The organism is Microbacterium protaetiae (genome assembly GCF_004135285.1).
Lineage (GTDB): Bacteria > Actinomycetota > Actinomycetes > Actinomycetales > Microbacteriaceae > Microbacterium > Microbacterium protaetiae.
In genome coordinates this window covers 2,594,534-2,607,465 of sequence record NZ_CP035494.1, presented here as the reverse complement: position 1 = coordinate 2,607,465, position 12,932 = coordinate 2,594,534, and the positions used below count along the sequence as shown (strand labels likewise).

The 12,932-nt window shown below is 68.4% G+C and carries 13 protein-coding genes; 4 read left to right on the top strand and 9 right to left on the bottom strand.

The window, feature by feature from the left end; translation table 11 throughout:
* Positions 1-141: 141 nt before the first annotated feature.
* The 4 genes from ET475_RS12070 to ET475_RS12055 form a co-directional block, all read right to left on the bottom strand.
* Positions 142-786 (bottom strand): NAD(P)H-binding protein, encoded by a 645-nt coding sequence (locus ET475_RS12070; RefSeq protein ID WP_129390486.1) that lies wholly within the window; start codon positions 784-786, stop codon positions 142-144.
* 99 nt (positions 787-885) lie between these two features.
* Positions 886-3,162 (bottom strand): catalase/peroxidase HPI, encoded by a 2,277-nt coding sequence (gene katG, locus ET475_RS12065; protein ID WP_129390483.1) that lies wholly within the window; start codon positions 3,160-3,162, stop codon positions 886-888.
* Between the two features lie 58 nt (positions 3,163-3,220).
* Positions 3,221-3,655: a Fur family transcriptional regulator gene (locus ET475_RS12060; protein ID WP_129390480.1), complete on the bottom strand. Its 435-nt coding sequence runs from the start codon at positions 3,653-3,655 to the stop codon at positions 3,221-3,223.
* Between the two features lie 91 nt (positions 3,656-3,746).
* The gene (locus ET475_RS12055; RefSeq protein ID WP_129390477.1) at positions 3,747-4,742 is read right to left on the bottom strand and encodes a stage II sporulation protein M; all 996 of its coding nucleotides are present in this window, start codon (positions 4,740-4,742) and stop codon (positions 3,747-3,749) included.
* Between the two features lie 16 nt (positions 4,743-4,758).
* Between ET475_RS12055 and ET475_RS12050 the strand changes: the two genes are divergently transcribed.
* Positions 4,759-5,592: an RDD family protein gene (locus ET475_RS12050; protein ID WP_129390474.1), complete on the top strand. Its 834-nt coding sequence runs from the start codon at positions 4,759-4,761 to the stop codon at positions 5,590-5,592.
* A gap of 113 nt (positions 5,593-5,705) precedes the next feature.
* Here the strand turns inward: ET475_RS12050 and ET475_RS12045 are convergent, their stop codons facing one another.
* The gene (locus ET475_RS12045) at positions 5,706-6,269 is read right to left on the bottom strand and encodes a TetR/AcrR family transcriptional regulator (RefSeq protein ID WP_129390471.1); all 564 of its coding nucleotides are present in this window, start codon (positions 6,267-6,269) and stop codon (positions 5,706-5,708) included.
* 86 nt (positions 6,270-6,355) lie between these two features.
* On the opposite strand from ET475_RS12045, the gene ET475_RS12040 reads away from it, so the two are divergent.
* Positions 6,356-7,564 carry an FAD-dependent monooxygenase gene (locus tag ET475_RS12040; RefSeq protein ID WP_129390468.1) on the top strand — a complete coding sequence of 403 codons (1,209 nt, stop codon included), beginning with the start codon at positions 6,356-6,358 and terminating at the stop codon, positions 7,562-7,564.
* A gap of 3 nt (positions 7,565-7,567) precedes the next feature.
* On the opposite strand, the gene ET475_RS12035 is transcribed toward ET475_RS12040, so the two are convergent.
* The 3 genes from ET475_RS12035 to ahcY form a co-directional block, all read right to left on the bottom strand.
* Positions 7,568-7,837, bottom strand: coding sequence for a Fic family protein (locus ET475_RS12035; RefSeq protein WP_129390465.1), 270 nt, complete (start codon positions 7,835-7,837; stop codon positions 7,568-7,570).
* A gap of 150 nt (positions 7,838-7,987) precedes the next feature.
* Positions 7,988-8,728, bottom strand: coding sequence for a helix-turn-helix domain-containing protein (locus ET475_RS12030; RefSeq protein ID WP_129390462.1), 741 nt, complete (start codon positions 8,726-8,728; stop codon positions 7,988-7,990).
* A 17-nt stretch (positions 8,729-8,745) separates the two neighbouring features.
* Positions 8,746-10,218, bottom strand: coding sequence for an adenosylhomocysteinase (gene ahcY / locus ET475_RS12025; protein WP_129390459.1), 1,473 nt, complete (start codon positions 10,216-10,218; stop codon positions 8,746-8,748).
* 484 nt (positions 10,219-10,702) lie between these two features.
* Between ahcY and ET475_RS12020 the strand changes: the two genes are divergently transcribed.
* A complete protein-coding gene (locus tag ET475_RS12020; RefSeq protein ID WP_129390456.1) occupies positions 10,703-11,896 on the top strand; it encodes a GAF domain-containing protein in 1,194 nt (397 codons plus the stop codon).
* A 327-nt stretch (positions 11,897-12,223) separates the two neighbouring features.
* Here the strand turns inward: ET475_RS12020 and ET475_RS12015 are convergent, their stop codons facing one another.
* Positions 12,224-12,430, bottom strand: coding sequence for a DUF3499 family protein (locus ET475_RS12015; RefSeq protein WP_129390453.1), 207 nt, complete (start codon positions 12,428-12,430; stop codon positions 12,224-12,226).
* Between the two features lie 66 nt (positions 12,431-12,496).
* On the opposite strand from ET475_RS12015, the gene ET475_RS12010 reads away from it, so the two are divergent.
* Positions 12,497-12,928, top strand: a complete 432-nt coding sequence (locus tag ET475_RS12010; RefSeq protein WP_242497619.1) for a hypothetical protein — start codon at positions 12,497-12,499, stop codon at positions 12,926-12,928.
* The last annotated feature ends 4 nt before the right edge of the window (positions 12,929-12,932 follow it).

Below are 12,932 nucleotides of genomic sequence, written 5' to 3'. Positions count from 1 at the left end.
CGACGCCGCGCGGCCACACGTGCGGAATTCCGCGGCAACCACGCGGCTGCGCCACGGCACAGACTGAGTTAGTGCCACCCCCGCGCCGCAGCCCGGGCCGCGCCCGGCCACCCGGCCCCGCGGCCGCGCACACCCCCGCGCTCAGCCCGCGACAGCCTCGGCGATCGGGGTCTCTCCGCTGTTGAACCGGATCGTGCGGTGCACCGTCGACGGGTCGGCCAGCACCACGGCGATCACCGCGGCCACATCTGCGCGCGGCACCGAACCCGACGTGTCCGCGGCCACATCGATGCGGCCGGTCGGCTCGTCGAGCGTCAGGCTGCTGGGCGCGACGATCGTCCAATCCAGTCCGCTGGCGCGCAGATGCGCGTCGGCGGCGGCCTTGGCCTCGGCATAGGCGAAGAACGAGTCGCCCTCGGGCACCCCGTGGTCGACACGGGCGCCGAAGTACGACACCATCACGTACCGGCGCACATCGGCGGCGGCCGCGGCATCCATCGACCGGATCGCCGCGTCGCGATCAACCGTGTACGTGCGCTCCGGGTCGCCGCCGCCGGCCCCGGCCGACCAGACGACCGCGTCGTTGCCGGCGATGATGTTGGTGAGCTGGTCTTCGTCGAGCGCCTCGACGTCGGCCACCAGCGGCGCCGCACCGGTGGCGGCGACATCGGCCTCGTGCGCAGGATTGCGGATGACGCCGGTCACCGTGTCTCCACGTGCCACGAGAGCCGGTGCGAGCTGCAGAGCGACCTTGCCGTGGGCTCCGATGATCAGAATGCGTGCCATGAACGATCCCTTCGTCTGATGCGAGTGGTCTGATGCGAGCCTACGCGGGTACGCGAAAGGGCCCGGTTCCTGTGGAACCGGGCCCTTGTCAGCGGGATGTCACTCCAGGTCGAAGCGGTCGAGCTCGGTGACCTTGCCCCAGGCGGCGACGAAGTCGTTCACGAACTTCTCGCCCGCGTCGTCGGCGGCGTACACCTCGGCGACCGCGCGCAGCTCGGAGTTCGAGCCGAACACGAGGTCGGCACGGGTGCCGATCCACTTCTGGTCGCCGGTGGCGAAGTCAGTGCCGGCGAACGCGTGCGAACCCGGGTCGACCGGCTTCCACTCGGTGCCCATGTCGAGCACGTTGACGAAGAAGTCGTTCGTGAGCACGCCCGGGCACTCGGTGAACACGCCGAGCTTTGAGCCGTCCCAGTTCGCGTCGAGAGCCCGCAAGCCGCCCACCAGCACCGTCATCTCGGGTGCGGTCAGGTTCAGCAGACTCGCCTTGTCCACCAGCAGGAACTCGGCCGGCAGGTCGGCCGCGGCCGCGATCGGGCCGACATAGTTGCGGAAGCCGTCGGCGACCGGCTCGAGGTACGAGAACGAGTCGGCGTCGGTCTGCTCTTCGGTGGCGTCGGTGCGACCCGCGTGGAACGGCACGACCACGTCGTATCCGGCATCCCCGGCCGCCTTCTCGACACCGGCGTTGCCGGCCAGCACGATCAGATCGGCCAGCGAGACCTTCTTACCATCCACCTCGTGGGCGGCGTCGAAGCGCGCCTTGACGCCTTCGAGCACCTCGAGCACCTTCGCGGTGCGCACGGGGTTGTTGGCCTCCCAATCCTTCTGCGGCGCCAGGCGCAGGCGCGCGCCGTTGGCGCCGCCCCGCTTGTCGCTGTTGCGGAAGGATGCCGCAGCCGCCCAGGTCGTGGCCACGAGCTCGGGCACGGTCAGGCCGGAAGTGAGGATCTCCGCCTTGAGCGCCGCGGCGTCGGCGTCATCGATCAGCACGTGGTCGACGGCGGGCACCGGGTCTTGCCAGATGAGTTCCTCAGCCGGAGCGAGCTTGCCCAGGTACCGGGTCGAAGGGCCCAGGTCGCGGTGGGTCAGCTTGAACCAGGCGCGCGCGAACGCGTCGGCGAAGGCCGCCGGGTCGTCCTTGAACTTCTCCGAGATCGGCCCGTAGATCGGGTCGAACCGCAGCGACAGGTCGCTGGTGAGCATGCGCGGCTCGCGGCGCTTGGTGGCGTCGTGGGCCATCGGCACCATGTCGGCACCGGCGCCGTTGCGCGGCCGCCACTGCTTGGCCCCGGCGGGGCTGTCCATGAGCTCCCACTCGTACGCGAACAGGATGTGGAAGAACTCGTTGTCCCACCGGGTGGGGTGGTAGGTCCAGGTGACCTCCAGGCCGCTCGCGGTCTGGTCGTCGCCCTTGCCCGTACCGTGGGAGTTCTTCCAGCCGATGCCCATCTGCTCCATCGGGGCGTCTTCGGGCGCGGGGCCGACCAGGTCGGCAGGGCCGGCGCCGTGCGTCTTGCCGAAGGTGTGGCCACCGGCGATGAGGGCGACGGTCTCTTCGTCGTTCATCGCCATGCGCTTGAACGTCTCACGGATGTCGCCGGCCAGCTCGAGCGGGTCGGGGTTTCCGCCCACGCCCTCGGGGTTGACGTAGATGAGGCCCATCTGCACTGCGGCGAGCGGGTTCTCGAGGTCGCGCTTCTCACCCGGGGTGTAGCGCTTCTCGTCGCCGAGCCACGTGTTCTCTGAGCCCCAGTACACGTCGTCGTCGGGCTCCCACGCGTCAACGCGGCCGCCGGCGAAGCCGAAGGTCTTGAAGCCCATCTGCTCGAGTGCGACGTTGCCCGCGAAGATCATCAGGTCGGCCCACGAGATCTGCTTGCCCCACTTCTTCTTGACGGGCCACAGGATGCGCCGCGGCTTGTCGAGGCCGGCGTTGTCGGGCCAGCTGTTCAGCGGCGCGAAGCGCTGCTGGCCGGTGTTGCCGCCGCCGCGGCCGTCGGTCACGCGGTACGTGCCGGCGCTGTGCCACGCCATGCGGATCACGCTGGGACCGTAGTTGCCAAAGTCGGCGGGCCACCAGTCCTGACGCGTGGTCAGTGCCTCTTCGACGTCTTTGCGCAGCTCGTCGAGGTCGACGTTCTCGAAGTTGGCGCGGTAGTCGAAGTCATCGTCGAGCGGGTTTGTCTCGGCGGGGTTCTTGGCCAGCACGCGCAGATTGAGGCGGTTCGGCCACCAGTTGCGGGCGCTTGAGCCGCCGGCGCGGCTGACACCGTGCACGACCGGGCAGGTCGCCTCCTCGGCAGCGACTTCCTGCTCCTCGCCGGTGGGCGTGGGGATGACGCCCTCAGATTCCTCGGTGATGTTGTCGGTCATCTGATGTCCCTTCTCGTGTTCTCTTGTGTGTGCAGATGGAAAAGTGGATGCCGCAGCCTCACGCCGCCGCGCAGTCCGCGCAGGTGCCCCAGAACGTGACTTCGGCCTCGTGCACGACGAATCCGCCGGTGTTCGACGGGGTCAGGCACGGCGCCTGTCCCACCACGCAGTCGACGTCGACGACCGCCCCGCAGGCGAGGCAGACAAGGTGGTGGTGGTTGTCGCCGACGCGCAACTCGTACAGTTGCGGGCGCCCGGCGGGTTCGATGCGACGCACCAGACCGGCGTCGGTGAAGTCGTTGAGAGCGTTGTACACCGACTGCAGACTGGGGTGTTCGAGCGCCGGGGCGACCCGCGCGAACACGGCCTCGGCGCTCGCGTGCGGATTCTCGCGCAGCGCGTCGAACACGGCCGCGCGCGACTCGGTGACGCGCAGGCCCGCACCGCGAATGGCGGTTGAGGTCTCGGGGGCCTCGATGTCGTGCGCGTGCATGCCCCCACCCTAACCTTGAATTGATCAAAACAAAAGTGTCTAAGTGGTGTGCCCGAGGCATCCACGCCCACCGCCCGACTGCGGGATGCCGCTACCCGGCGACGAGCCGAGGGGTACCGGCCTCGCTCTCGGCGAGGTCGCCGGTCTCTCCGCTCCGGGCCGCGCGGCGCCCGATCACGAGCATGTAGAACAGGAACACCCCCAACGCGGCCGCCCCCAGCACGATCTTGATCGACCAGTGCCAGTGCTGCGGCGTCACGAATCCCTCGACGGCGCCCGACAGGGCCAGGCTGAACACCAGACCCACCGCGACCGTGACCAGCGAGCGTCCCGCGGCGGCCAGCGACTCGCCCCGCGAACGGCGGCCCGGCGCCGCCCACGCCCAGAACACGTGCAAGCCGGCGGCGGCTGCCACGAAGACGCTCGTGAGTTCCAGCATCCCGTGCGGAGCGATGAACTGCCAGAACACGTCACCGTGTCCGGTCGCGATCATAACGGCGCCCGATGAGCCGACCCCGACCGCGTTCTGCATCACCGTGTACAGCGGCCAGATGCCGGTGATGCCGAACAGCACGCACTGCACGGCGATCCAGGCGTTGTTGGTCCACACGGTTCCGGCGAACACCGCCGCCGGATTCTCGCGGTAGTAGTCGGTGAAATCGTGCTCGGCGTAGTAGTTCAGGTCGGCCTTGCTGCCGATCGCGGCCAGAGCCTGCGGATCGGTGATGACCCACAGCGCCATCAGCGACGCGATCACGAAGAAGCCGCCGGCCACGGCGAGGGTGGTCCAGCGCAGCCGATACAGCGCGGCAGGCAGATGCGACAGAAAGAACCGGGGCAGCGCGCTGCGCGCATCGGCGCCGCTGCCGGTCAGTCGCAGCCGTGCTCGCGCGAGGATCGTCGACACGTAGTCGCCCAGCGAAGTGCGGCCCGCCGAGGTCTTGATATCGGCGAGGTCGGCCGATGCCGACCGGTACCGCGTGACCAGCTCGTCGACCTCGGCGCCGCCCAGGCGCCCGGCGCGACTGAGGTCGTCGAGGCGCTCCCATTCGGCCCGTCGGGCGGCGGCGAGCGCGTCGAGGTCCATGTGTTTCACTGTACTCATGGCCGAACCGATCGCGATCGTGCCCGACGAGGTGCTCACCGGCGAGGCGGTCGCGCTCGACGTGCAGCCGCTGGGATTCTTCCTGCGGGCCCTCGGCGCTCTCATCGACGTGCTCGTCGCGGTCGGGCTGACCCTGTTGCTGGCGTGGGTATCGGGATGGATGCTGGGCCAGAACGTCGTGGATCCGGGGGCCTCCAGCATCCTGTCGATCCTGGTCATCGTGGTGGTCACGATCGTGCTGCCGACGACGGTCGAAACCCTCACCCGGGGCCGCAGCCTGGGGCGGCTGGCCGTGGGTGGGCGGATCGTGCGCGCCGACGGCGGCGCCGCCGGATTTCGGCAGGCGCTGATCCGCGCGCTTGTGGGCGTGCTGGAGATCTGGATGACGCTGGGCGCCATCGCGCTGTTGGTCGGTGCTTTCACGCCCCGTTCACAGCGGCTGGGCGATCTGATGGCGGGCACATACAGCCAGCGCACCCGCACACCCCCGCTGCCGCCGAACGCGCCGCTGCTGCCGCCGGCACTCGGCGAGTGGTCGCAGGTGGCCGATGTCACTCGGCTGCCCGATCGCGTCGCCCGGCGCTGCGCGCAGTTCGTGCGGCAGGCCGACCGCATGGAGCCCGGCTCTCGCCTGCGCCAGGCGGCGCTGCTGGCCGCCGAGGTGCGGCCGTTCCTCTCCCCCGTGCCGGCCGTCGACGCCGAGACGCTGGTGCGCGCCGCCGTCGCGGTGCGCCGCGACCGCGAGTACCGGGCGCTGCTGCTCGAAGACGAGCGGGTCGGGTCGCTGCTGCGGCGCACGGCGACGGTTCCGCGGGGCTTTCCCGAGCGGTGAGCCGCGCCGCCGCTCTGATCAAAACTCAGCTCATCCGCGCACTGGGCGCGCGCAAACGCCCGCTATCTCGCGCGTGAGATCGAAATCGGCGGAGTTCTGAACGCGCCGCCCGCTCACCCCGCCACGCGCAGCACGGTTTCGACGAGCCGCCGTGTGTCGCGGTCGGGGTCGAGCGGAGCGCCGACCTGCGCCCAGAAGTATGCGGGAGCGATGATCAGCTCCACCAGACGCATCCCGCCGATGACGGTCACGCCGGCCGCATCGAGCAGCTCTTGAAACTGGGCCACGCGCGGCCCGACGAGAGCCTCGATCTCGGCGGCGGAGTCGGCCTGACGCGACGCAGACTGTATGGCCTGGAAGAACGCGAGCTGCCCGGCGCTGCGGATACCCACAAGCAGACGGTGTACATAGCCGGTCAGATCGACCTCGAGATCGCCGGTGACGGTGACGGGATGCTGCGCGTTGAGGTCGTCGACGGCGACATCCAGCAGCAGCGACTCGATAGTGCGCCAGCGCCGGTAGACCGTTGTCGCGTGCACACCCGATCGCGCCGCCACAGCGGGGATCGACAGCTCGACATCGGGCTCGGCGAGAAGCTCGCGCACCGCGGCGTGCACGGCGCGGCGAGTGCGTGCGGTGCGGCCGCCAGGACGTTCCACTCCGGTGTGCTCGGGCATGCCCTCCACTTTAGTGCAACTCGCATTGCATTAGGAGTGAAGCCGGTCTACTGTTAACGCAACTTGAACTGCAACAAAGAGGCACCATGGCTCACGCACTCATCGTCGGCGCCGGAATCGCCGGCGACACCCTCGCCCTGCTGCTCGAGCGCGACGGCTGGCAGGTCACCGTCGTCGAGCTCGCCCCCGCGCTTCGCGAGGGCGGTCAGACCGTCGACCTGCGCGGCGATTCGCGCGAGGTGCTCGAACGACTCGGCCTGCTGGGCGACGTGCTCTCGGTGCTTGTGCCGCAGCGCGGCATGGCGTGGATCACCGCGAACGGTCATCGCCTGGCCACGATGCCGGTCGAGGCGTTCGGCGGGCGCGGGTTCGTCTCAAGCGAAGAGCTGCTGCGCACCGACCTGGCCCGTGTGCTGCACGATGCGGCCGGCCCCGCAGTCGAGCACCGGTTCGGCGAAACCGTCGACGCGCTGACCGAGCACCCCGACGGTGTCGATGTGCTCTTCAGGTCGGGCCGGCAAGAGAGGTTCGACCTGGTCGTGGGTGCCGACGGTGCACACTCCCGGGTGCGCTCACTCGTGTTCGGCGACGACCCTGCCCAGCGCACCTCGCTCGGTCTCGCGCACGCATGGTTCACGCTGGAAGAGCAGCCCGACACGCCGCGCCTGGATGGCTGGTGCGTCGTGCACCACGCCGGCCGCCGCCGGGCGGTCGCGGCTCGTCCGGGACACCCCGGCGAGCAGGAGGTGGGGCTGACATTCGCGGCGGATGCCGTGCCCCGTGGTGACCGCGAGGCCCAGTTCGCCCTGCTTGACCAGGCGCTGGCCGGGGCCGGCTGGCGCACGGCCGAGTTCCTCGCCGCCGCCCGCACCGCCCCGGATTTCGCCCTGGACACCTATGAGCAGATCCACCTGCCGGCGTGGTCGGCGGGCCGAGTCGTGCTCGTCGGCGATGCCGCATGGTGCACGAGTCCGCTCAGCGGCCTGGGCACCGCCCTCGGTCTGCGCGGGGCCGCCGAGCTCGCCGACGCACTCGAACGCGCCGACGCCCGCGCCGCTCCGGCGCAGATCCCCGCCGCGCTGCACGATTACGAGTCGGCCATGCGGCCGCGCGCGACATCCGCCCAGCGACTGCTACCCGGCCGCGTTGGCATGGTCGCGCCCGCGAGCCGGTTCGGCGCGCTGACGAACGCCCTGCTGATGCGCCTGGTCCAGCTGCCGATCATGCAGGGGGTCGTCGCCCGCGCCGGCGCCGAAAGCGGGCATGCGACGAAGACACAGAGCCAGCCGGTGTGAGGGTCACGGGCCCGGCAGCGCACACGACGTCAAGAACAGCAGCAGGGTGGTGGCGTCATCCGTCGTGAACATCTCATCGAGCGCGACGTTGTACTCGAGCCGGCGCGCATGTGGAATGTTCACCACGTCGAAGCCGTGAGCCATCAGCTCACCGCTCATGAGCAGTCGTGCAGTGCGCTTGTTTCCATCGAAGTAGTACTGCGCGCGCGTGGCGGCGCCGAAACCGATGTCGGGCCTTCTCGACTCCGACCGGGCGTATCTGCTCGAGATCAATGACCTGACGCGCCCAGCTGATGCCCGTCATCTCGCGCTGGGCGGTGGGATCCGCGCTCTGCTCCACGGGCGCGCGATGCGCAATCCGGCCGGAGTCGGCGAGGCGGCGCCGATACTCCTGTGAACCGGGCGCCCAGGCGCGCCGTTCGATCATTCCGACCACTCCTTCGCAATGTCCATCGCCGCCGCTTCCAGCTGGCCGCCCACGCCCACGCAGTCGAGCAGCATCTGGATGGGGGCAACGTACCGCACGGGTCCGACAGTGTAGGTGTCGACGAGCACCGATGTGTTCGCGCCGGCAACGATCACCTGCGCGTTCACCGTGGTCGCGACACGGTCGTGGGTGGCGGTCAGGATGCCGGTGGCAGCATCGACATCGTCGACCCAGAGCACGCTCGGCCCCGAGAGGGGCTCGTCGCGCCCGAGCTCGATGGCGGCGCGCCCCGAGATCGCCCATCGCCCACCGGCAGCGTCCCCCGCAGACGCCAGGCGGGCCGCCGACGAATTGCCCCGAAAGAGCGCCGCCCCCTCTCGCGCGAGAAGTGTCGACGCACGCCCCGCCACCGACAGGATCGTGAGCGGATCCGCGTCAAGCCGCCCGATTCGGTCCACCCACGCGCGGCCGCCTTCCGTCAGCTCGACCTGCGCAGACGCGGCTTCAAGCAGATATCGGGCCGCGGCGGCAGCGTCGGGGTCACTGAGGGGCTCAAGTGAGATCGTCAGATCAAGACCGCACACGATGGCCAGTTCACGGAGGGTGCCCAGGCTCGGCTCGACCTGTCCGGTGGCGATCCGATGCAGTGTCGAGCGGTTCACACCCGCACGACGAGCGAGGTCCGTCGCGCTCATGTGTGCGGCACGGGCAAGGATCTCTTGCGTGAGGTGTTGCACGCATGCAACACTCGCGTTCAGTACCGGTAGTGGTCCAGCTTGTAGGGCCCCTCGACCGGCACGCCCAGGTAGGCGGCCTGCTCGTCGGTCAGCGCGGTCAGCTTCACGCCGAGCGCGTCAAGGTGCAGCCGGGCGACCTTCTCGTCGAGCACCTTGGGCAGCGTGTACACGCCGACCGGATACTGCGCGGTGCGCGTGTACAGCTCGATCTGGCCGAGCACCTGGTTGGTGAACGACGCGCTCATCACGAACGACGGGTGCCCGGTCGCGTTGCCGAGGTTCAGCAGCCGGCCTTCGGAGAGCACCAGGATGCTGCGCCCGTTCGGCAGCCGCCACTCATGCACCTGCGGCTTGATCTCCACCTTGACGGCCCCGGGCAGTGCCTCGAGCGCAGCCATGTCGATCTCGTCGTCGAAGTGGCCGACGTTGCCGACGATCGCCAGGTGCTTGAGCGCGAGCAGATGCTCGAGCGTGACGACCCGGGTGTTGCCGGTGCACGTGATGAGAATGTCGATCTGGTCGGCGACATCCTCGATTCTGGCGACCTGAAAACCGTCCATCGCCGCCTGCAGAGCACAGATGGGGTCGACTTCGCTCACGATCACGCGGGCACCCTGGCCGCGCAGCGCCTCGGCGGCCCCCTTGCCGACGTCGCCGTAGCCGACGACGAACGCGACCTTGCCGCCGATCAGCACGTCGGTGGCGCGGTTGATCCCGTCAGGCAGCGAGTGGCGAATGCCATAGGTGTTGTCGAACTTCGACTTGGTCACCGAGTCGTTGACGTTGATCGCGGGGAACAGCAGGGTTCCGGATGCCGCGAGCTCATACAGTCGGTGCACGCCGGTGGTCGTCTCCTCGGTCGTGCCGAGCAGGTCGGCGGCGATCCGGGTGAAGCGCTGCGGGTCGCGGGCCAGGCTGCGCCGCAACAGGTCGAGAATGACCCGGTACTCCGCGGAATCGTCGGCTGCGGCATCCGGCACCGCCCCCGCCTTCTCGAACTCGACGCCCTTGTGCACGAGCAGGGTGGCGTCTCCCCCGTCGTCGAGGATCAGGTTCGGACCGTCAAAGCCCTCGGCCGACCAGTCGAAGATGCGGTCGGCGCAGTCCCAGTACTCCTGCAGGGTCTCGCCCTTCCAGGCGAACACCGGCACGCCCTGCGGCTCGCTGACCGAGCCGTGCGGGCCGACGACGACCGCCGCGGCGGCCTCATCCTGCGTGGAGAAGATGTTGCAGCTGGCCCAGCGCACCTGGGCGCCCAGCGCCACCAGTGTCTCGATGAGCACCGCGGTCTGCACCGTCATGTGCAGCGAGCCGGCGATGCGCGCGCCGGCGAGCGGCTGCGATGCCGCGAACTCGTCGCGCAGCGCCATCAGGCCGGGCATCTCGTTCTCAGCGAGCCGCAGCTGGTGGCGTCCGGCCTCGGCGAGGGACAGGTCGGCGACCTTGTAGTCGAGGGCGCGCGAAGGAGCGGAGGTGGTGGATGCTGGCATCCCGCCATTCTCCCACGGCGGGTGTGTGGGGCCTGTGCGTACCGGATGCATCTCACGGAACGACGCGGATCGCGTCGTGACGCTCCAGCGCGCAGATCTTCAAGGCGTGCGATGTCAGAGGTGTCTGCCAGAGTTGAGGAATGCGGAGCGACCCGCCGTTTTTCCTTGCTGACGCCACAGAGTCGGCTATTTACGCAATCGCGCGCACCCGGGGTCGTCTCAGCCTCTACTGTAGGGCGGGCGTGACGATCGATCGGACCGGTCACAGCTGGCCGTCGCTCATTCGATCCGCTTTCCCCGGCACGATGCAGTCGAGTATTGCGCAACTCGACGTACGTTCACCTGAACAGTTCGCATCGAGTCTGATTCACGTCCTCCGAGAGACGGTCGATTCCAAGCGTGCACTGCAAGCCGCCCTGCGAACGAGCCTTCGACGCGCCCTCTACGGAAACCCCAGCCGCTGGCAGCGTGGCGAGTTGGTCAATTGGATCATCCGACTCGCCTTCTTCCGGTCGGTACGCGGCCTGTCGACGACAATCGTGACGACCACTACGACGACTACCTCGAGCAGCGGTTCGAGGAGACGCGCAACGCGATCGCGCAGGAGGTCCCCGCGCTGCCGGGCCTCCGGGTTCAAGCAATCGGCCACACCAGAACCATTCGAACCCTCGAGCCGGTCGGGCTCGCACCTTCTGACCCAGGCGCAGTTATCGACCTCGTTTATCTCCATGGCAGATTGCCTCGAACCGGCCGTGTGAGCTGGCCCCTCGTGCTCGACGAGAACAGCTATGCGGCAACCGCCGCAGACGTCGAACGAACGATCGCCGAGACACTTGACTGTTCAGAAACAACCGTGATGGTCGGGACCAGCCTCGGAGACACCCCACTCATCCGGGCGCTGAGCGCCACCAGGCGGAGTCCCGGAGCACGACTCGCCGTCCTCACAAGGGGACAGTTCGCGAACCCCGACGACGATCTAGAGATCCTCAATCTGTCGCTCGCGCGCGCTCGCGCGCGGGAACTCAACTACACACCCCTCTTCCCCGACTTCAATGGACAAGCGGCACAACTCATCACTGAAGCCGCCATGCGCACCGCCTTCGGATCCCGGACGACGGCGTACACGCAGCGGCTCGGCGAATGGTGGGACTCGTGGGTCGTGCAGGGCGGGCGTGACGCGAATATGCCGCAGCGTCTGCGAGAGATCGTCACCACCATCTGCGCTCTTCTCGACAGTCCGTTGCCAGAGACCCCGTTGGATCATGTCGCAGAACGTCACCAACTCGAGCTCTGGGTGCGCGCTGATCCGACGGGCCGCAGTCGCTCCTTGACCCGCTGGGCGCGGTCGCTGCACGCCACACCTGCTGGAGTCGATGGAAAGACGGAGCGGTTAGAGCGCAACAGCTATCTCGCACCTGTGCGAGCTCTCGTTGAAGGTCGTGCCAGTCGGCTCGATGTCGAGGATCTTGAACAAGGACGAGCTAGTAGCACGCGTTACACGTGGCGGTCGTTCCTGTGCGTTCCGATACGGGTTGACAATTGCATCGTAGGCGTTCTTTCACTGGCGAGTTCGCTTCCCTTGCACGAAGCGAGCATGAACGGCTCGGAAGAGGCAACCGCGAGGGTGGTTGAAGTCCTTCTCGCAGAGGGCACAGAACTGCTCGCTGTGCAGAATTAGCTTCGACGGGCCGCAGCAAACAGGGCGCGAGTTTCGCGCGCGTCACGCTCGCTGTTCTCGCGGATCGCCTGATCAGCGCGTACCTCAGCGCGCGCGCGACGAGTCTCAAGATCCTTACGAGCGGAATCTGACTTCATGGTTGTTTCAATCACGTCGTCCGCCTCCTGATTACTATCCTACGCAAGTTGCGGCTTGGGTACCGGAGTCAAGAATCGCATTCTTCAACTCATTGTCACCCTAGTCAAGAGATCCGACAGCGCCCCGCGTCGCGCCACTCGATGTGACCCGCCGCAGCGACCGATCGGAGTCGCAACCCCGCCAGTCCTCCTACAGTTGCAGCGTCTCGTGCCGCACGACCAACCAGCCCTTCGGCACCGACAACCGGTCGGTGTGGATAGCGCACAGGTCGTGGGCGTGCGGGTCGCCCTCGGGCCCGAGCGGGCCGACGGCGGCCATCTGGTCGGTGTAGTCGTAGGTCAGGGTCGACACCGCTTCGCGGGAGCAGCCCACTTTGGAACACAGTCTCTGGCGCATTTCTCCTCCACGCTATCGCCCGCATGCGCCCCGCCCCGCCACCGGCGCGCCGCATAGGATGGACGCATGATGCGGCGCCGTCCTCAGCAGATCGACCGGCCGCGTCCGGCGCGCCACGGCCGCCATGGCCGCCAGGGTCGCAGCCCGGTGGTGCGTCCGCCGCTGCCGCCGCTGGAGAACCGGTACGAGCGGTTCGATCTGACCGTCAGCACCGCTGCCGAGTTTCTGCGCGATGCGTGGGAAGAGCTGCGCGAGGTGCGCATCGAGGTCGCTGATATGCCCGCGACATCCGATGCCGAAGGCATTCCGCGCTGGCTCGTCGACAAAGAAGGCCACCGCATCGTGATGTTCCGCATTCCGATCGAGCGGCTCAGCCGCCTGCATTCCGCCGACGACATGCATCGCCGCATGGAGGTCGAGGCCTGCGTCTTTCGCGCCGCCGCCGAGTACCTCGACCGCGACCCGTGGGATCTCGGGCCCGAGCGCTTCCGCTTCTAGCGCC

Coding starts and splice junctions, on each gene's coding strand:
- ET475_RS12070 (WP_129390486.1), bottom strand. CDS start 786: ATGGCACGCATTCTGATCATCGGAGCCCACGGCAAGGTCGCTCTGCAG.
- katG (WP_129390483.1), bottom strand. CDS start 3,162: ATGACCGACAACATCACCGAGGAATCTGAGGGCGTCATCCCCACGCCC.
- ET475_RS12060 (WP_129390480.1), bottom strand. CDS start 3,655: ATGCACGCGCACGACATCGAGGCCCCCGAGACCTCAACCGCCATTCGC.
- ET475_RS12055 (WP_129390477.1), bottom strand. CDS start 4,742: ATGGACCTCGACGCGCTCGCCGCCGCCCGACGGGCCGAATGGGAGCGC.
- ET475_RS12050 (WP_129390474.1), top strand. CDS start 4,759: ATGGCCGAACCGATCGCGATCGTGCCCGACGAGGTGCTCACCGGCGAG.
- ET475_RS12045 (WP_129390471.1), bottom strand. CDS start 6,269: ATGCCCGAGCACACCGGAGTGGAACGTCCTGGCGGCCGCACCGCACGC.
- ET475_RS12040 (WP_129390468.1), top strand. CDS start 6,356: ATGGCTCACGCACTCATCGTCGGCGCCGGAATCGCCGGCGACACCCTC.
- ahcY (WP_129390459.1), bottom strand. CDS start 10,218: ATGCCAGCATCCACCACCTCCGCTCCTTCGCGCGCCCTCGACTACAAG.
- ET475_RS12015 (WP_129390453.1), bottom strand. CDS start 12,430: ATGCGCCAGAGACTGTGTTCCAAAGTGGGCTGCTCCCGCGAAGCGGTG.
- ET475_RS12010 (WP_242497619.1), top strand. CDS start 12,497: ATGATGCGGCGCCGTCCTCAGCAGATCGACCGGCCGCGTCCGGCGCGC.